The following is a 17,199-nucleotide window of genomic DNA, read 5'->3' on the forward strand; positions in this document are numbered from 1 at the left end:
TATAATATTGATATACAAAGGAAAAAAGATGCATACATTATCACAACTGGAAAAACAACAGGTTGGTCTGCGTTTACCAAAATACCTTCTTGATGAGATAGATACTTTTACTAAAGAGTATTCGCTTAACCGTACTGACATCATAGTTGAAGCCTTGAAATCTTATGTAGCAGAGCAAAAAGCAAAGATTTTTTATGATGGGTTTGAGAGCTCAGTTGAAGAATTAAACACAGTTTTAACTACTAAAGAGAAAAAGCTACAGTCACTTGATGAGTTAATAGATGAACTTGACAATAACTAGTTTAGAGAGTTTTTCTAAAGAAATTAAAAAGCTTTTTAAAAAGTATAAAAATATATCACAAGATTTAAAATCCTTACAAAATGAACTTCTTACAAATCCAAAAGCTGGGATAGAACTAGGTAGCAACTGTTATAAGATACGACTAGCAAACTCCTCAATTCCAACAGAAAAAAGTGGTGGCTTAAGGGTTATATATTACTATTTAGATGAAAAGAGTAATATTTATCTTATGAGCATTTATTCTAAAACAGATTTAGAAAATATTAGCGATAGTAAACTTGTAGATATTCTGACATCAAGTGGATTAAAATGAATAATTTATACATAGGTGTAATGTCTGGAACAAGTTTAGATGGTGTAGATGTTACTCTTTGTGAGATAAATGAGAACTCTTGTAAACTTCTTCACTCTCATGAGTTTGTATTTCCTAAAGACTTGAAAAATGAGGTTTTAAACGCTATATCTACTAGTGTTACACTTCAAACTCTTGGAACATTAGATCATAAACTAGGACAGCTCTTTGCAGACTCTATCAATGAGTTTTTAAAGACATATAAAATTAATGCTAAAGATATAAATGCCATAGGACTTCACGGTCAAACGCTATGGCACGAGCCCCAGAGTGAGACTCCTTTTTCTATGCAGTTAGGCGATGCAAACATAGTAGCAAGTAATACTCAGATAAAAACGGTTGCTGATTTTAGAAGAATGGACATGGCTAATGGCGGGCAGGGCGCTCCTTTTGCTCCTGCGTTTCATCAGTTTTTATTTTCTAACTTAATGGGAAATGTGGCTGTAGTAAACATTGGTGGTATGGCGAATATAACTCTTTTAGGAAAAAACCTTAGAGGCTGGGATATAGGTTGTGGCAATGTTCTACTAGATATGTGGATAACGCAAACGCGAGATAAAGCTTATGATAAAGATGGTGACTTTGCAAGAAGCGGCAGGATCAACAAAGAGTTGCTAAACGCGATGCTTCAAGATGCCTACTTCTTAAAAACACCACCAAAAAGTACGGGAAGAGAGTATTTTAATGATACTTGGGTGGCAAATTTTCTTCCTCTTTTCGTAAGTATAAAAGATGAAGACATTCAAGCAACACTTTTAGAACTTACAGCGAGAACCATAGCGGACTCAATTAAGAACAGTTCTATTGACACTCTCATTTTATGTGGGGGTGGTGCTAAAAACAGTTACTTGGTTGAGCGACTGGGAAAGCTTTGTGATACTAATGTTAAATGCAGTGATGACTATGGAGTAAGTAGTGATGCTCTTGAATCTATGGCATTTGCTTGGCTTGCATACAAAAGAATACAAGGCGAAGTAGTAGACCTTAAGTCTGTTACAGGAGCCTCTGAAAACTCACAACTCGGAGCGATATATGGATAAGATGAAAGCTTTTATAGAAGAGACTCCTTATAAAGAGTGGACTCTTAGCATAGTGAGTGCAGATGCCTCTTTTAGAAAGTACTACCGATTACAAGAGGGGAATAAAAGTGTTGTCGTTATGGATAGCTCATTAGAGTTAGATTCTCTCGCACCTTTTATAGATGTAACTTCAAGACTTATAAACGCAGGGGTGAAGGCACCAAAGATTTTAGGAAAAAATGAAAAAGATGGATACTTGATACTTGAAGATTTTGGTGATGTACAACTTCTTGATGCACTTAATGACTCAAACTTCAAAACTCTCTACTCAAACGCGATGGATGAAATTCTTATGATGCAAAAAGCAGACAGCTCCAAACTTCCTCTGTATGATAAAGAATTTTTACATTTTGAGATGGATTTGATGAAGGAGTGGTACTTAGGTAAAAACTTGAGCTTAACACTTAGTGACACTCAAAAGGAGTTAATTAAACATGCTCTTGAGAGAATTTCTGATGTAGTACTAGAACAGCCTCAAGATGTATTTGTGCATAGGGATTTTCACTCTCGTAACATTATGCTTACTCCAAGTAAAGAGGTAGGGGTTATAGACTATCAGGATGCTATGAGTGGGGCTATAACTTATGACTTGGTATCTTTACTCAAAGATTGTTACATAGAGTTTAAACACGAAGACATAGAAGAGTTAGCACTTGCGTTTAGAGATAAGTTAGGTCTACAAACAGAAGATAAAGAGTTTTTAAAATGGTTTGATTTTATGGGAATGCAAAGACATATAAAAGTGCTTGGTATCTTCTCGCGTTTATCTATTCGTGATGGTAAAGAGGGTTACTTAAAAGATATTCCTCTTGTTTTGAAGTATACCCTTGAAACAGCTTCAAGATATGAAGAAACAAAAGAGTTTGCAAAGTTTTTAGAGAGTGTGACTTTATGAAAGCGATGATACTAGCAGCGGGAAAGGGTGAGAGAATGAGACCTCTGACAGACACTCTTCCTAAGCCGCTTTTGGAAGTAAGAGGAAAACCTCTTATCGTATGGCATCTAGAAAAGCTTAAAAGAAATGGTTTTAAAGAAGTAGTCATTAACATCGCTCACTTAGGTTATAAAATACCTGAGTATCTCGGGTGTGGCTCAAAGTATGGGTTAGAGATTAGCTACTCAGATGAACAAGAGTGTGGTGGATTAGAATCTGCTGGAGGCATTAAAAAAGCACTTAGTCTTTTAGGAGATGAACCTTTTATGGTAGTAAATGGTGATGTGTTTTGTGAGTATGAGTTTGATGCATCATTAGAATTAGCAGGTAAAAAAGCACACCTTGTTTTAGTTCCAAATCCTCCTCATAATTTAAAGGGAGATTTTGGTTTAAAAGAGTCTTGCGTTTTAAATAAAGATGATGTTATGTATACATTCTCTGGCATAGGTTATTATGCTCCTTCTTTCTTCGATGAGATAGGTGAGGGTAAGCAAGCATTAGCACCATTTCTAAGAGAAGCTATAGATAAAAAAGAGGTGAGTGGTGAAGTGTTTACAAAAGTATGGCACGATATAGGAACACCTCAAAGATTAGAAGAGATAAATAATGATTAAAATAATTTTAATAACAGTAAGCCTTACGACACTTCTTATGGCGAAGTACACAAACTGTACATTTCAGAACAAAAACTATAGTGATATTTGTGAAAAAGCAGTAGAAGGTGGCGTTACTTACAAGTATGCAAACCAGTTTTTACTTTCATACTTTAAAACAAAAAAATATGATGAGGTGAGTTGGAAATACCTACAACCCAGAGAAATAAAAAAACATAGAGCAAGCGAGAAAAAAGCGAACAATGCTCTTGTGAAATATGTTCCACAAATAGTGAAAAACCTTAAAGAGTATAAAGAAGTATATGATTATGCCGAGAAAAAGTATGGGGTAAACCGTGAAATTATCGCGGCAATCCTGCTTAAAGAGACAAGGTTAGGAAAGATAAAACCAAAACATGATGCATTTGGGGTTTTTAACACAATAGTGACAAGAGTGAAGACAGAGACTTCAAGAGAAAAATGGCTGATGAAAATGGGAAAGACAAATATGACAGCCATAATAAAATACTGTTATAAAAAAGGGGTGGTGCCTGAACAATGTAATATTCCAAGTTCCTATGCCGGGGCTGTTGGAATCCCTCAGTTTATGCCAAATAGTTTCATTCATGCAAAATCATACAAAAGTGAGATCTCTGACCTTACAAAAATGGAAGATGCCATAGTCTCAGCTGCAAATTTTTTACATAAAAATGCTAAGTTTAAGACTTTAATAAAGTGGGAAAATATGCCGGATATTCCAAAAATTGAAGATGAGTGGTATAAGTATGAAGCTTCTCATAAAGAGAGTTCATTTGTTTACGAGAAGAGTAAGAGAGGGAAGGTATATAACTGTTTTTCTAAAGACAAACCTGAACTAGGATACTTGAGTGGGTATGTGAAAAAGATAATGAGGTATAACAACTCATCAAACTATTCGGTGGGAGTGTTGCGTTTAGCTTACGATGCTAATCTAGCCCTCATGCATAAGAACTAGTTCAATACTTCCACTTATGTAGTTTGCAAAAAATGTGAGCCTACCTAGATCTTCACTATCAAAGTCATCTCTTTCTTTGTTGAGAACTTGTAAGATTCCAAGAACTTCTCTACCTGAGTCAAAGATAGGAACAGTTATCATATTTTTTGTAGTAAAACCACTTTTTTTGTCTACTGCTTGTAAAAATCTGCTGTCATCATAAGGATTGTTAACGAGTTGTGCTTCTTTAGTTTTGTATGTGTCTCCAACTATACCAGAGTCCACTGAAATGACGATACGACCTATGCCATCACTAAATTTTGTCCATAGCATATTGTCTTCTCTGTCTACTATAAATATAGAACATCGCTCTGCATCTACAAGACTTTTAGCTTCAGCTGCGATAAGCGGTAGGGCAGTATCTATATCAGTGGCTAACATAAGTTTTCCACCAAACTCTGCTATATCGTTTAATCTATTCATTAATAGTTACTTCTTTTAGTTTCATGTCTTCTCTTAAAAAAACATCCGATAGCTCTAAAAAACCACTAATGTAGTGAGAAAAAAAAGTCATAAATTTTTTATCTTCTTCATCAAAGTCTTCTTCTTTATTTAAAAGTTGAAGAACGGCAATAACTTCTCTTTTAGAACTAAAAATAGGAGAGGTAATAATATTTCGTGTTTTATATCCTGTACTTTTATCTACTTGAGAAAGAAATTTTGGATGTGAATAAGCATCATTTGTTAGTACAGGTTCTTTTATTTTAAATGTATACCCGACAATACCTTTATCTGCAGGAATTGTTATTTTGTCTATACCGTCTGATAGTCGTCCAAAAATTTTGTTTTTCTCTGTCATAAAGAAATATAGAACATCTCTCGGCTTTAATGACATCTTTAGCATAAGCAGATATTATTGGAAGAGCATCCACTAATGTATGTTTATTAAGTAGTTTTCTTCCAAACTCAGCTAAGGTGCGATATGTGTCAATATACTTCATGATTCTTCCTTGTTTCTGCTATTCTCTTTCGCTTTATTGAAGTTAAGTATAGCATTTTTATTGTAAAATGCTATACAAGAAAAGGAAAACAATGAACAAAATAAAAATATGGCACAACCCTAGGTGTACAAAATCCCGTGAGGCTGTTAGTCTACTAGAAGAGAATGGGTGTGAACCAGAAATAGTAAAGTATTTAGATAATAAACTAACAAATGAAGAAATGAAATCTCTTTTGAAAATGCTTGACATGAGTGCAAGAGAATTAATGAGAACGGCTGAAGCAGTTTACAAAGAACTAGGACTTAAAGATGTTCCTGATGAAGAGGCTCTAATAAATGCGATGGTTGAGAATCCTAAGCTTATACAGAGACCTATACTTATCAAAGGTTCAAAAGCAATTATTGGACGTCCTGCATCTGTAATCGCAGAGTTTATAAAGTAAAGAAGTTTTTTACTAGATTTTTTCTATGCTAACACCATTATCTTTGATGAATTTTGAGATAACTTTTGAGTGTGTATGCTCATAAGGTGTTTCATAAACTATGCGTTTAATACCACTAGCGATAACATTTTTACTACATTCACTACATGGTTCTAATGTTACGTAAATAGTAGCACCTTCTATACTGATCCCCTCTCGTGCAGCCCAAATAATAGCATTCATCTCAGCGTGAATTTCGTATGTTTTACTCCACTCATGATGCTCAGGAGTATACTCTCCATTCCAGTGGTCACAACAGTTCACATACCCAGCGGGTGTACCGTTATAACCAGTACTAAGAATACGACCATCTTTAACTATAACAGCTCCAACTTGTTTGGAAACACACTTTGAGGCAGTTGAAAGTTCCTTGGCAATGTTTAGAAAATTTTGATCACTGAGCATAATTATTTCACTTTTCTTATGATGTTTATATCGGCATTGTGACGGAGTCTTGCAAAGTATTCACTTAGCACTTGCTCACGTTTTTGTGAAACTAGTTGGTTCATAATCTGGTCTTTAACACTCTCTATTGATGCTTCTTCTTGTGTAGCAATTTCATTGATGTATATACTCATAAAACCGCCTTCTCCATTTGGAAGTATTTGAGTAAAAGTATTTGGAGGAGTTTTTTCAAGAAGTGAAGCAAGCTGTGGTGTTATCTCTGAGAAGTTTAGTTTTTTGTCCATACTTACTATCTCTTGCGAGTAAAACATAGGGTTGTCTATTTTTGCTTGAAGGCTTCCCTTGTCTTTTGCATTATAAAAAGTCACATCAAAAGAAGCTGGATGAGTAAACTCACTTTTATGAATTTGGAAATAATCCTCGACTTCTTTCATACTCGGCTGGGAGACTGAAGAATAGGCAATTGCTGAGTAAAGCTTTTGAGAAAGAAGTTTTTGTTTTATTTTTTCTTTTATAGCTTGTGAATTCATTCCATTAGATTCACGAATGGCATCATAAAGTGCACTTACACTTAAGTTATTTTTAGCTGCCATAGTCTTTACATCAGCAAAAACTTCTGCACTTGAAACAGTTATTTTTCTTTCTTTGATTTCACTATCTTCTAGTTTTTTACGAATCAGAATATCTGAGGCAGTTTTTTCATCTACTTTAGAATTTTTCATCTCTTTTTGTATATCTAAAAGAGTGATTGCACTATTTTTAACAACAATGGAAACACCATCATAAACATTAGCTAGAAGAAGAGAACTTGTGAATAAAAAAAGGAGGTATTTATACATTGATAATCCATTGTAAAATTTATAAGTTGCATTTTAGCAATTTTTAACAAATATTTGTCTAAAATAAGGCATATTTACTAAAACAAGAGGTTATTTCATGGTTGTTACACGTTTTGCTCCAAGTCCTACAGGATACTTGCATATAGGTGGCCTTCGTACCGCACTTTTTTCTTACCTTTGGGCTAAAGAGAATGGTGGTAAATTTGTTTTACGTATCGAAGATACTGATAAGGCAAGAAACTCAGAAGAAGCAACAGAGGCGATTTTAAAAGCCTTTGATTGGTTAGGACTTGAACATGACGGAGAGATAACTTACCAGAGCCAACGAGATGATATTTATGCAAAATATATAAAGCAACTTCTTGATGAAGGGAAGGCTTATAAGTGTTATATGTCAAAAGAGGAACTAACAGAACTTCGTGAAACACAAATGGCAAATAAAGAAAGAACAAAATACAACGGAAAATACCGTGACTTTGATGGAACTCCTCCTGAAGGAATCCAGCCAGTTATTCGTATAAAAGCACCACAGACTGGTGAAATTATTGTGAAAGATGGAGTGAAGGGTGATGTTGTTTTTCAAGCCGAAGATATCTTAGATGACTTTGTTATCGCTAGAGGAGATGGTGCTCCAACATATAATTTTGTAGTTGCAATAGATGACCATTTAATGGGAATCAACCAAGTTATTCGTGGAGATGATCACCTCTCAAACACTCCAAAACAGATGGTCGTTTATGAGGCTCTAGGATTTCCTCTTCCAAAGTTTAACCATGTCCCTATGATTCACAATGCAGCAGGAAAGAAACTCTCTAAACGCGATGGCGCAACTGATGTTATGGCATATAAAGAGATGGGTTACACACCTGCAGCACTTCTAAACTTTCTTGTGCGTTTAGGTTGGAGTCATGGAGATCAAGAGATATTTTCTATGGATGAGATGATTCATCTTTTTAATCCTGTAGATATTAACAAGTCAGCTTCTATTTATAACACTGACAAATTAGACTGGCTCAATGCACACTACATCAAAAACAGCTCAAATGATGAACTAGCACAACTACTAACAGAATATGGCCTAGTACTTACTTCTCATGATAAACGCGAGATACTTCTTGACACACTTAAAGAGAGAGCTAAAACACTTAAAGAATTAGCGTCTTTAGTAAATGAGGTACTATCAACTCCTCATGAGTATGATGCTAAATCTGTCAAAAAAGCTTTTAAAGATGGAGCAATAGAAATTCTTAATAATTTTGGCAAAAAAATTGATGCATGTGAAGAGTTACATCTTCCAGTTGACTACCATGCTGTAATGGAAGGATTAGCAACAGAGATGGAGATAGGCTTTGGAAAAATAGGCCAGCCTTTGCGTGTTGCTCTTTTAGGGAAACTCAGTGGACCAGGACTTGATGAAGTAATGGCAATAATTGGTAAAGAAGAAACTATGCTTAGAATTGCTAATGCTATAACGGCTAATTTATAATTAGCTAAGAATGCAAGCACTTCTTTTTGCAGCACTTGTGCTCGGTGTATTTACACTTTTAAATATGTACATTTCAAAACGTTTGATAACACACTTAGATATTAGCAAACATATGAAAAGAAACTTTAGATGGTTTTTGTACATAAATCTATTTGGAATCTTCCTTTACATTCTTGGAAGATACTATGTTAGTTTTCCAAACTGGCTTTATTTTCTTTTTTCTCTTCCTATTGGTATTTTATTTTTACTTTTTTGTACAGCTACCATATATGACATATCTAGAATTGCACTTCATGTAACACCAGTTTCTCAAAAAAGAAGAAACTTTTTTAAAAAATCTCTTGATTTTTCATCATTAGCTATTGCTGGTGGAATTACTACGAAGTCAATTTTAGATGCTAGGCATATTGAGTTTGAAGAAGTCGATGTAAAAATAAAAAATTTAAAAAAATCATATAAAATTGTTCAATTGAGCGATGTTCACATAGGCGGAATTATAGATAAGAACTTTATAAAAAATATAGTAAATCGTGTAAATCTAGCTAAACCAGACTTAGTAGTCATCACAGGGGATTTGGTTGACACTAGTTTAGTTAGGGCCAAAGAGGCTATAGATGAGTTAAAGTCCTTAGAGTCTAAGTATGGTACATTTTACATAGTAGGAAATCATGAATATTTTCATGGTATAGAAGAGATTCTTTCTTATGTCAAAAGCATAGGAATAAGAGCTCTGGAAAATGAAAATGTATATATTGGTGATGCGGGTAAAGGATTTAACCTCGCCGGGGTTTATGATGTTTTTGGATATAGAAAACTCTCGCATATACCTGAGATAAAAGATGCGCTTAAAGGCAAGAGTAAAGATTCGCCAACAGTTCTTTTAGCACATCAACCAAAGTATGTTCACGAAGTTATATCTGGAGTTGACTTGATGCTAAGTGGACATACTCATGGTGGACAACTTTACCCATTTAAGTTCTTAGTAAAAATAGTACAACCTTATATCAGTGGTCTTCATCAACATAATGAAGACTTACAAATATACGTAAATAAGGGAACCGGATTCTGGGGACCACCTATGAGGTTAGGCGCGAGTGCAGAGATAACTCAAATAATTATGATATAAAAAGAATTAATTGTGATATAATTTATATACAAGTAATAACGAGGCTGTAAGTGATGTTTAACAATATATTAAAGAGCTTAGCACATATAGGGAAGTCCAAGAAGGATAGTGCAGAGTTACGAGTAGAAAAGTCATTATTTGTAATAGTGGCATTAATAACAATCTGTGCTGCAATGATTTTAGGAATACTATATATTTATTTAGATCATTACGCTTCTGCCTCTATCCCTCTCACTTATGTTGTAGTTTCAGTGTACAACTTATTGTATCTACAGGAGACAAAAGAGATAGGCATCCTCAAGAATATCCAGATGTTTCTTATACTTATTTTACCTTTTCTTCTGATGTGGTCACTGGGTGGATTTACTTCAGGTAGTTTTGTTTTTATATGGTCTTTTTTTACTCCAATAGCTGCTTTGATATATGGTAAAAAAGAAAAAGCTATGATTTGGTTTTATGGATTTATTTTCCTTGTTGTTATATCCGTAGCAATTGATCCAGTGGTTGATAAGTATCATATCAAGTATATGCCTCAGCTTACTATGAATTTATTTATTTTTTTAAATATAGGAGCTAGTTTATCGGGGATATACTTTTTAATCAACTTTTTTATAAATGAAAAAGAAAAAAATACAATATATCTTTTAAAGAAAGAGAGAGATGCTTTAAAAGCAAATACATCAGAATTGAAAAAAGTAAATTCCAAGTTGACATATTTAGCTAATCATGACACACTTACAAAAGTACCAAATAGATATTATTTCAAGCATAGTCTTAAACAGATGATGTCCTCAGCAGATAGACACCAGTATTCTGTAGCCCTTATGTTTTTAGATTTAGATGGCTTTAAAAAGGTTAATGATGATTTTGGTCATGCTCAAGGTGATGCCGTTTTAGTAGAAGCAGCTAATCGCTTAGTTTCCCTTTCAAGAGAAGAAGATGTAGTGGCTAGACTAGGTGGTGATGAGTTCGCTATGATTTTAGGCGATATAACTAATATAAGTTATGTCGAGCTCGTAGCAAATAGAATACTCTCGGAGTTAAGTAGAGACTATGATTTTATCCAAGGGGGCGGTTCAATAAGTGTTAGTATTGGGATTGCTCTCTATTCGGAGAAGTCTAAAGACATAGATACTCTAATAAAACATGCTGATGAAGCGATGTATGATATAAAAGACAGTTGTAAAAATTCATTTAAAATATATAAATAGGATTTTATGAGAGTGTAAAACTCTCTTTTTTAAACTCTATAAATTTTGTTGCAACTTCTTCATTTTGCAAGCCCAGTTTTTTAACAGCTTTGGGATTGACAAGAAACCAACCAAGTACAACATCGACTTTATCGCCTTTAGTAAGCCCAACATTATACTCTACGATGCGCTTTTCATTTGCTTTTATCATAGTGTCTTTGAGTGTAACTGATGCTTTCCATGGCATAGCGGGTTTTCCATTATGTCCTATGACTCTTACAAAAATTTCGTTTTTCATTTTTTGTACTTTTCCATTATGAGTAATACTTACTTTTAATACAGCTACACGTAAAGGATGAAGTAAAAGTGCATGAGAACTATGGTTTTTAATACTTACAGAAAAGTCATCCTTGTTTTTTGTCAAAGAGATATCTACATACTCTTTTAACATCTCTGAGTTACTGTGAGAACCTGCAAAACCATGAAAAGTATGTCCATCTTTCTTTGGCATGTGACAGCTAACGCAGCTCTCCCTATCTTGTGTACCTGGTAAATCAGTTGAACAAACATTGAGTTTATGTTTATTCATTTTATGAGAATGACACCCTATACAAAGTGTACCATTTTGCATGATTTCATTTTTAGTATCTATAGTATGAAAAGGAGATATTTTCCCCTCTTTTGAAGCAGAAAAGTATTTTTTATTTTCTTTAGAAATAATATTAATATTAGATTTTTTATTTAGCTTGACACTTTGTATGCGGTGACAGTAGGCACAGCTAATACCCTCTTGATGTGTTTCGTTTTGCATATCTGGAAATGAGTGTTTTCCCTTTGTTACCATGTCATCTAAATCATTTGCTGCTGGAGTATGGCATTTCCCACAGCCGTATCTATCTAGCTTTTTATTTTGTGGATGTTTATCCCAAACAGCTTTATGGATAGGGTCTTTTTGTGGAGTAGACTTAAAGTGCATAGAAGAAGTAAACTCTTCATATATTTCAGTATGACAACTTTGACATTCCTTACTTTTTACGAATGAATGTGCTGTATCATTAGCCTCAAGTGTTAAAACTATAAATAAAATAAAAGCGAAAAAATGCATGTGTATACCTTTGTAATGTTTAACGAAGTATAACAAAATTAAGATACATATTTAAGAGTTTTTTAGTGTCAAATTTGCTAAAATCAGTTTATGACAATTAAAAGCATTTTCAAATTTTTTATAACTTTATACTGTACAGTAAGTTAGTTTTATGAGTGACAAGATAACAATTAAAACAATATTTCAACTTGTCTTAGAAAAAAAGTCCTCTCTTGTTTATGGACAAATAATAACTATTCTTTCAATCCTCGTCAGTATTCCTATTCCCTTAATGCTGCCTATTTTGGTTGATGAAATACTTCTAGATAAGCCAGCTATTTTTGTGAATAGTATAGACTTTTTTCTTGGAAGTACTACTGCATTTTATTATATATTTATAGTTACTTTAAGTGTTGTTTTCTTGCGTTTCTTCTACTACTTTTTTACTGTTGTCCTTACAAAAATATTTACAAGAATAGCGAAGTTCGTTACGTTTATGATACGAAAAAAACTTCTTGAACACTTAAGAGTGACTTCTATGAATGAGTATGAAACACTCGGTAGTGGTGCCATAACTTCAAACCTCGTGACCGATATAAATACATTAGACACATTTATCATAACAACGGTTTCTAAACTTGTCTCCTCAGTACTTACCCTTTTAGCAATTGCCATTGTGCTTATACTAATTGACCCAATATTAGGGCTTTTAATTCTTGTTATTCAGCCAGTTATTATGCTTTTAAGTAAAAAAATGACAAAAATAGTAGGAAATTTAAAAAAAGAAGAGAATGCTGCTATTTCAAAATTTCAAGAAGATGTTGGAGAGACTTTAGAGTTGTTCGGACAGATTAAAGCGAGTAATCAAGAGAAGTACTTTTTTTCTAAAGCTACTGACTTAGCACAAAGAATTCAAATTACTTCCAATGAATTTGGGTATAAAAATGTAGCTTATGAGAGATTGTCTTATACTATATTTTTAGTTATGTTTGAAATTTTGCGGGCTTCTGGACTTGTCCTCGTGGCATATAGTGATTTGAGTATAGGTATGATGTTTGCCATGTTTGGTTACATCTGGTTTATAATGACACCTATACAAGATATGTTGAGTATGCAGTATAGTTATACTTCTGCCACGGCTGCACTAGAGCGTATAAATAAAGTGCTAGAGTTAAGAACTGAAAGTAGTGGGGAAAAGTGTATCGAATCGGAGAGAGTTGATATACTGTTAGAAGATATAAGCTTTTCATATAATGAGGGAAAAAAGATACTAAGTGGTGTTTCCTTTGAGATAAAGCAAGGAAGCAAAATAGCACTAATTGGAGCAAGCGGAAGTGGAAAGACAACTCTTGCTCAGGTTCTCTCAGGGTTTTATGAGAAGAGTAGTGGAAGTTTAAAATACAATGAGTTAAACATTGAAGAGATAGACAAAACATCACTAAGAGATAAAATATTTTTAGTGCTTCAAATGCCCATTCTTTTTAATTCTACTCTGCGTTTCAATATCTCTATGGGTGATGAAAACATAAGTGACGCTGCTATTTATCAAGCTTTAGAGATAGCACAACTAGAGGAGATGATAAATGCAATGGATAAAGGACTTGAGACTATTGTAGGGCATCATGGAATAAGACTCTCTGGTGGTCAAAGACAGCGTTTAAGTATAGCTAGAATGATTATAGCCAATCCAAGTGTAGTTATCTTTGATGAATCAACATCGGCTTTGGATGTTCATACAGAGATAGCTCTTCAAATTAGACTTATTCCAATACTCCAAGACAAAACCGTCATAACAATAGCTCATAGACTAAGTACGGTGAAAAATTCTGACACAATCTATGTACTTGAAGATGGAAAAATAGTTCAAAGCGGAACACATGAAGAGCTTGAAGATGAAGAGGGGCATTACAGCGAATTTGTGAAGGGACAGTTAGTTTAATCCCATATCTCACCAATTTTATGTTGATTTTTGTATGCATTCCCATCGAAACGATGGGAACGAGGAAGAAATTATAAAGTATCTAAATATGCTTGTGCAGTATCTTTATCTGTATACCACTCTCTAGTTCTTGTTTCAGCAGTATCTATATTTTTTTGAAATGTTGATATAGATATATCTGTTACTTTTGTTATTAGTATTGTATATGTAGTATCATCACCGTTTACAGTAACAGTAATAATTCCATTTTCCAGTGTATATTCATTAAAAGGAGAATCTTGATTAAATACACCATCATAACCATCGCCAATGGTAATACTGCCATTTACTTTTAAACCACTAAATCCTGCATAGTAAAGTTTTTGATTATTAAATCGTAATATGACTGGACCATTATCATCTATTGTATAAAAATCATTAGCTTCTAAAAAAGTTTGAGTAAATTTTTTATCATATTCAATAGAGTTATTTTCTATATATGTATTCATTGTAGTTGTTACATTAGCTTCATCTAAAAGAACTGAACCTGAGTGGCTAGAAGAAAATCGAGTATCAGAAAATAGATGACCTATTTTAGTTTCCATATCTGTGTATTTCCAGCAATCACAGGAAAAGAAGTGTCGTCATAATTGAACCCTGTACACTAATCTTGAGTATTTTGTTTCTTATCAGCCGGAGGCTTACATGCACTCTGATTTAGTAGCTTTATCCTTTTAGACCTGTTTGTTTCTAAGGTGTAAGAGTGTTTGAGAGTTCAGTTAAGACTGTGTTTAAATGTAAGATAAGCGAAGAGGAGGAGAACTCCTCGCTTGTATATTAAATTAGCAGTGTTTTTTAAGAATTAATTCTTATTTTGTTGTAAATTTATAATCTAGTTGTGCCCATACTACTTGTTTGTCTTTTTTAGATGCATCAAACTCATTTGCTACATCACCTTTAGAAAATGAAGCAAATTTAAGAAGACCTTTTAGTCCATTAACACCAGGAATCTTATTTACATAAACAACATCTATCTCAGAACCTAAGTTGTTAGAAGCACCTGTAGTAATAGTAGTGTCAGCTGTATAGTTGTGATAAACAGCTAGTACTTTTCCAAAACCTTTAGCTTTATATCCTAAACGAATGTTAGCGTCTTTTAAACCACCATCTGGTTTACCTGCAACATAAAATACATCTGCCCAACCGTTGAATTTATGATTGGTACCATTTTTTGGATTGAATGTAGTCTTAGTATTATCAGCATTTTTACCACTTAAAACTTCATAGTTTAGACCAGCTATAACACCAGAGATATTCGTGGCTAAGTCTAAGTTATAGTAAGTAGCATCAGCTTTAACATTTTTTTGTGTAGATGCACTTCCATATTCCATAGTTGCATCTTTTTGAAGGGCATATTCGGCACGATATGTAAATTTTGCACCAGCATCAAATTTTCCTGTTAAAGATAAACCTAGAGTATCACTTAAAGAAGAGAGCATATAATCGTATGCTGTTACAGTTAATGCATCTCCTACTTTATATTTTACATTTAAAAGAACAGAGTTAGTTTCAGCTGTATCACCTGCACCTACACCTTGAGTTCCATAAAGGTATGCAGCAAAGATTTTTAAATTTTCAATACTATTATCTGTAGCAGACACTGTATCATAAGAACGTTCAAGTTGTCTCCAACCAACGGTACCGATAAAACGTTGGTTATCAAGGTTTAGTTGAGAACGACCAGCATGTAGAGCTGTTTTTCCTGTTTTATAGTTAAGGGAAGCTTCTGAAAGCATTGCGAAGTTTGGGTCCTTGATTACCTCATATTGATCTTGACCATTAGCCTTACTATCATAGTGAGTATAACCAAAATTGTTCACTGATTGAATACCAACAGTAGCGCTTAAGTTTTCGACTCCTAATAAACCAGCACTTACAACTAAGTGTGTACGAGCAGTCAAAGCTGCGCCTTTGTCCCTTCCATTATCTGTTACATCAACATACTCTGCTCTAGGACGAATTTGACCTTTTACTTTTACATCACTGAAGATATTAATTCCATCTGCAGCACTTGCTACATTTACAGAGCCCATTATAGCTGTTAAAGCAACAGCTGACATTATGATTTTTTTCATTTCTATTCCTCATATAATTAATTTTATGAGTAACACATCTTTTTTTAAAGTTTTTTTGACTTTAAATCAAAGATGTACTACTCTGTTAAGATTGAAGTACTAACTTCAAATCTTGTAACTATCATAGTCTATGACTTTAGATATAACAACATTTTTCTCCTTATAGCAATAGAGATAAAGTTTTAATTTTTACTTTAATTCTATATGACTACATTAATTAAGCCTGTTGATATCTTTAGTTGTTAATCACTCATATAAAAGCTGTGGGAGTAGCTGTTTACTAGCACTCACTACTTATAGATTAACGAGGCTGTGAATCCAAATAGAAGTATTTGGACAACTAAAGATTACACGACAAAGATTAAAAGATGTTTTATGTAGGAATTGATATTGCCAAGAGTTTCCATGTTGTTTCAGTCATCGATGATGAAGAGACCAAAGTTGTTAACAAGCCCTTTAGGATTTAGAGGTTACTGGTATTTACGGTGAGAATCTTCAAGAGTTTCTGAGAATTCAAACATATCTTGTTAAACTATTGAATCCATTCCAAACCAGTAGATATAGAGAGCAGATAACATTGAAAAAAGTCAAGAATGATGAGATAGACTCATTAGTTATAGCGTTACTACTTAAAGATGGTAAATTCAGCTCTGGATATATAACAGATGATGAGTTTCAATCTTTAAGAACACTCTATCGTAATAGAAGTTCTATTCAAGCGGATATGAAAGATGTTAAAAAGAGAATACTTACTCAGATAACAGTTACCTTCCCAGAGTTTGAAGGTTTTATAAAACCTTTTACTGTGAGTGGGTTAGCGCTACTTGAGAAGTATCCAACTGCACATCATTACAGACATAGCAGTGTTGATAGAATTATGAAGATATTTCGTCATATTCAAGGTAATAATTTTACTCAGAGTAAAGCCTTACAGCTTTTAGAACTCTCAAGAGAGTCTATCTATTCAGGCAAGGCTAAAGATGCAAGAGCAATAGCTATACGAAGCAGTATCAAGGTAAATCTAAAAAAGAAGCTCTTGTGGCTGTATCAAGAAAGATAGCTACAATCATATACTCTATATTTAAACATAACACACCTTACAATCCTAATCGTGTATTTGCAAAGTCATAAACAGTGATAATTTAAAGATCCCAAGTTAGTACTTAAATCATTTACAATAGCAATACATGTAAAGCTATTACCATACTAAATTGTTAACCAAAACATAGTCAATTGTATAACTGACTATATAGTTTGATTATCAAAATACTCTGTTCAAACTCTAGAAATGAACTTTTAAAA

The 17,199-nt window shown here is 33.6% G+C and carries 19 protein-coding genes and 1 pseudogene; 12 read left to right on the forward strand and 8 right to left on the reverse strand.

Features of this window, described 5'->3' with window-relative positions:
- Positions 1-28: 28 nt before the first annotated feature.
- Genes HOG88_RS11090 through HOG88_RS11115 form a run of 6 tightly spaced genes read left to right on the forward strand, consistent with a single transcriptional unit; the run spans position 29 to position 4,253 of the window.
- Positions 29-301 carry a hypothetical protein gene (locus HOG88_RS11090; RefSeq protein ID WP_295006137.1) on the forward strand — a complete coding sequence of 91 codons (273 nt, stop codon included), beginning with the start codon at positions 29-31 and terminating at the stop codon, positions 299-301.
- On the forward strand, positions 282-614 hold the full coding sequence (locus HOG88_RS11095; protein ID WP_295006139.1) for a hypothetical protein: 333 nt from the start codon (positions 282-284) through the stop codon (positions 612-614). The genes HOG88_RS11090 and HOG88_RS11095 overlap by 20 nt, the downstream gene beginning before the upstream one ends.
- The gene (locus HOG88_RS11100) at positions 611-1,693 is read left to right on the forward strand and encodes an anhydro-N-acetylmuramic acid kinase (protein ID WP_295006141.1); all 1,083 of its coding nucleotides are present in this window, start codon (positions 611-613) and stop codon (positions 1,691-1,693) included. The genes HOG88_RS11095 and HOG88_RS11100 overlap by 4 nt, the downstream gene beginning before the upstream one ends.
- A 1-nt stretch (position 1,694) precedes the next feature.
- A complete protein-coding gene (locus HOG88_RS11105) occupies positions 1,695-2,627 on the forward strand; it encodes a phosphotransferase (RefSeq protein ID WP_295006143.1) in 933 nt (310 codons plus the stop codon).
- A complete protein-coding gene (gene murU / locus HOG88_RS11110) occupies positions 2,624-3,280 on the forward strand; it encodes an N-acetylmuramate alpha-1-phosphate uridylyltransferase MurU (protein ID WP_295006145.1) in 657 nt (218 codons plus the stop codon). The genes HOG88_RS11105 and murU overlap by 4 nt, the downstream gene beginning before the upstream one ends.
- Entirely contained in the window at positions 3,273-4,253 is a 981-nt protein-coding gene (locus HOG88_RS11115; RefSeq protein ID WP_295006147.1) for a lytic murein transglycosylase, read from the forward strand. The genes murU and HOG88_RS11115 overlap by 8 nt, the downstream gene beginning before the upstream one ends.
- On the opposite strand, the gene HOG88_RS11120 is transcribed toward HOG88_RS11115, so the two are convergent.
- The 3 genes from HOG88_RS11120 to HOG88_RS11130 are packed head-to-tail and all read right to left on the reverse strand — an operon-like array spanning position 4,230 to position 5,233.
- Complete coding sequence (locus HOG88_RS11120; protein ID WP_295006149.1) at positions 4,230-4,715, reverse strand: GAF domain-containing protein; 486 nt, start codon at positions 4,713-4,715, stop codon at positions 4,230-4,232. The two genes, HOG88_RS11115 and HOG88_RS11120, sit on opposite strands and share 24 nt — an antisense overlap.
- Complete coding sequence (locus HOG88_RS11125; RefSeq protein WP_295006151.1) at positions 4,708-5,091, reverse strand: GAF domain-containing protein; 384 nt, start codon at positions 5,089-5,091, stop codon at positions 4,708-4,710. Before HOG88_RS11125 ends, HOG88_RS11120 begins: the two co-directional genes overlap by 8 nt.
- On the reverse strand, positions 5,021-5,233 hold the full coding sequence (locus HOG88_RS11130) for a hypothetical protein (protein ID WP_295006153.1): 213 nt from the start codon (positions 5,231-5,233) through the stop codon (positions 5,021-5,023). Before HOG88_RS11130 ends, HOG88_RS11125 begins: the two co-directional genes overlap by 71 nt.
- A 91-nt stretch (positions 5,234-5,324) precedes the next feature.
- Here HOG88_RS11130 and arsC point away from each other — a divergent pair, with 91 nt between their 5' ends.
- On the forward strand, positions 5,325-5,675 hold the full coding sequence (gene arsC, locus HOG88_RS11135; protein ID WP_295006155.1) for an arsenate reductase (glutaredoxin): 351 nt from the start codon (positions 5,325-5,327) through the stop codon (positions 5,673-5,675).
- Between the two features lie 12 nt (positions 5,676-5,687).
- On the opposite strand, the gene HOG88_RS11140 is transcribed toward arsC, so the two are convergent.
- A complete protein-coding gene (locus HOG88_RS11140; protein ID WP_295006157.1) occupies positions 5,688-6,119 on the reverse strand; it encodes a deaminase in 432 nt (143 codons plus the stop codon).
- Between the two features lie 2 nt (positions 6,120-6,121).
- The gene (locus HOG88_RS11145) at positions 6,122-6,958 is read right to left on the reverse strand and encodes a peptidyl-prolyl cis-trans isomerase (RefSeq protein ID WP_295006159.1); all 837 of its coding nucleotides are present in this window, start codon (positions 6,956-6,958) and stop codon (positions 6,122-6,124) included.
- 97 nt (positions 6,959-7,055) lie between these two features.
- Between HOG88_RS11145 and gltX the strand changes: the two genes are divergently transcribed.
- The 3 genes from gltX to HOG88_RS11160 are packed head-to-tail and all read left to right on the forward strand — an operon-like array spanning position 7,056 to position 10,781.
- Positions 7,056-8,444 carry a glutamate--tRNA ligase gene (gene gltX / locus HOG88_RS11150; RefSeq protein ID WP_295006161.1) on the forward strand — a complete coding sequence of 463 codons (1,389 nt, stop codon included), beginning with the start codon at positions 7,056-7,058 and terminating at the stop codon, positions 8,442-8,444.
- A 10-nt stretch (positions 8,445-8,454) separates the two neighbouring features.
- Positions 8,455-9,570, forward strand: coding sequence for a metallophosphoesterase (locus HOG88_RS11155; protein WP_295006162.1), 1,116 nt, complete (start codon positions 8,455-8,457; stop codon positions 9,568-9,570).
- 53 nt (positions 9,571-9,623) lie between these two features.
- Complete coding sequence (locus HOG88_RS11160; protein WP_295006164.1) at positions 9,624-10,781, forward strand: GGDEF domain-containing protein; 1,158 nt, start codon at positions 9,624-9,626, stop codon at positions 10,779-10,781.
- Between the two features lie 4 nt (positions 10,782-10,785).
- Here the strand turns inward: HOG88_RS11160 and HOG88_RS11165 are convergent, their stop codons facing one another.
- Positions 10,786-11,865, reverse strand: coding sequence for a multiheme c-type cytochrome (locus tag HOG88_RS11165; RefSeq protein WP_295006166.1), 1,080 nt, complete (start codon positions 11,863-11,865; stop codon positions 10,786-10,788).
- Between the two features lie 151 nt (positions 11,866-12,016).
- Between HOG88_RS11165 and HOG88_RS11170 the strand changes: the two genes are divergently transcribed.
- The gene (locus HOG88_RS11170; protein ID WP_295006168.1) at positions 12,017-13,783 is read left to right on the forward strand and encodes an ABC transporter ATP-binding protein; all 1,767 of its coding nucleotides are present in this window, start codon (positions 12,017-12,019) and stop codon (positions 13,781-13,783) included.
- Between the two features lie 71 nt (positions 13,784-13,854).
- On the opposite strand, the gene HOG88_RS11175 is transcribed toward HOG88_RS11170, so the two are convergent.
- Both HOG88_RS11175 and HOG88_RS11180 read right to left on the reverse strand, forming a co-directional pair.
- Positions 13,855-14,367: a hypothetical protein gene (locus HOG88_RS11175; RefSeq protein WP_295006171.1), complete on the reverse strand. Its 513-nt coding sequence runs from the start codon at positions 14,365-14,367 to the stop codon at positions 13,855-13,857.
- A 264-nt stretch (positions 14,368-14,631) separates the two neighbouring features.
- Positions 14,632-15,897 (reverse strand): hypothetical protein, encoded by a 1,266-nt coding sequence (locus HOG88_RS11180; protein WP_295006173.1) that lies wholly within the window; start codon positions 15,895-15,897, stop codon positions 14,632-14,634.
- Between the two features lie 475 nt (positions 15,898-16,372).
- On the opposite strand from HOG88_RS11180, the pseudogene HOG88_RS11185 reads away from it, so the two are divergent.
- A pseudogene (locus tag HOG88_RS11185) lies at positions 16,373-16,957 on the forward strand (transposase); the annotation flags it as partial.
- Positions 16,958-17,199: the final 242 nt, after the last annotated feature.

The sequence above is a fragment of the Sulfurimonas sp. genome (assembly GCF_018698455.1).
Lineage (GTDB): Bacteria > Campylobacterota > Campylobacteria > Campylobacterales > Sulfurimonadaceae > Sulfurimonas.

Coding starts and splice junctions, on each gene's coding strand:
- HOG88_RS11130 (WP_295006153.1), bottom strand. CDS start 5,233: ATGAAGTATATTGACACATATCGCACCTTAGCTGAGTTTGGAAGAAAA.
- HOG88_RS11170 (WP_295006168.1), top strand. CDS start 12,017: ATGAGTGACAAGATAACAATTAAAACAATATTTCAACTTGTCTTAGAA.
- HOG88_RS11145 (WP_295006159.1), bottom strand. CDS start 6,958: ATGTATAAATACCTCCTTTTTTTATTCACAAGTTCTCTTCTTCTAGCT.
- HOG88_RS11105 (WP_295006143.1), top strand. CDS start 1,695: ATGAAAGCTTTTATAGAAGAGACTCCTTATAAAGAGTGGACTCTTAGC.
- HOG88_RS11125 (WP_295006151.1), bottom strand. CDS start 5,091: ATGACAGAGAAAAACAAAATTTTTGGACGACTATCAGACGGTATAGAC.
- HOG88_RS11160 (WP_295006164.1), top strand. CDS start 9,624: ATGTTTAACAATATATTAAAGAGCTTAGCACATATAGGGAAGTCCAAG.
- murU (WP_295006145.1), top strand. CDS start 2,624: ATGAAAGCGATGATACTAGCAGCGGGAAAGGGTGAGAGAATGAGACCT.
- HOG88_RS11155 (WP_295006162.1), top strand. CDS start 8,455: ATGCAAGCACTTCTTTTTGCAGCACTTGTGCTCGGTGTATTTACACTT.
- HOG88_RS11175 (WP_295006171.1), bottom strand. CDS start 14,367: ATGGAAACTAAAATAGGTCATCTATTTTCTGATACTCGATTTTCTTCT.
- HOG88_RS11090 (WP_295006137.1), top strand. CDS start 29: ATGCATACATTATCACAACTGGAAAAACAACAGGTTGGTCTGCGTTTA.
- HOG88_RS11140 (WP_295006157.1), bottom strand. CDS start 6,119: ATGCTCAGTGATCAAAATTTTCTAAACATTGCCAAGGAACTTTCAACT.
- HOG88_RS11115 (WP_295006147.1), top strand. CDS start 3,273: ATGATTAAAATAATTTTAATAACAGTAAGCCTTACGACACTTCTTATG.
- HOG88_RS11165 (WP_295006166.1), bottom strand. CDS start 11,865: ATGCATTTTTTCGCTTTTATTTTATTTATAGTTTTAACACTTGAGGCT.
- HOG88_RS11100 (WP_295006141.1), top strand. CDS start 611: ATGAATAATTTATACATAGGTGTAATGTCTGGAACAAGTTTAGATGGT.
- HOG88_RS11095 (WP_295006139.1), top strand. CDS start 282: ATGAACTTGACAATAACTAGTTTAGAGAGTTTTTCTAAAGAAATTAAA.
- arsC (WP_295006155.1), top strand. CDS start 5,325: ATGAACAAAATAAAAATATGGCACAACCCTAGGTGTACAAAATCCCGT.
- HOG88_RS11120 (WP_295006149.1), bottom strand. CDS start 4,715: ATGAATAGATTAAACGATATAGCAGAGTTTGGTGGAAAACTTATGTTA.
- gltX (WP_295006161.1), top strand. CDS start 7,056: ATGGTTGTTACACGTTTTGCTCCAAGTCCTACAGGATACTTGCATATA.
- HOG88_RS11180 (WP_295006173.1), bottom strand. CDS start 15,897: ATGAAAAAAATCATAATGTCAGCTGTTGCTTTAACAGCTATAATGGGC.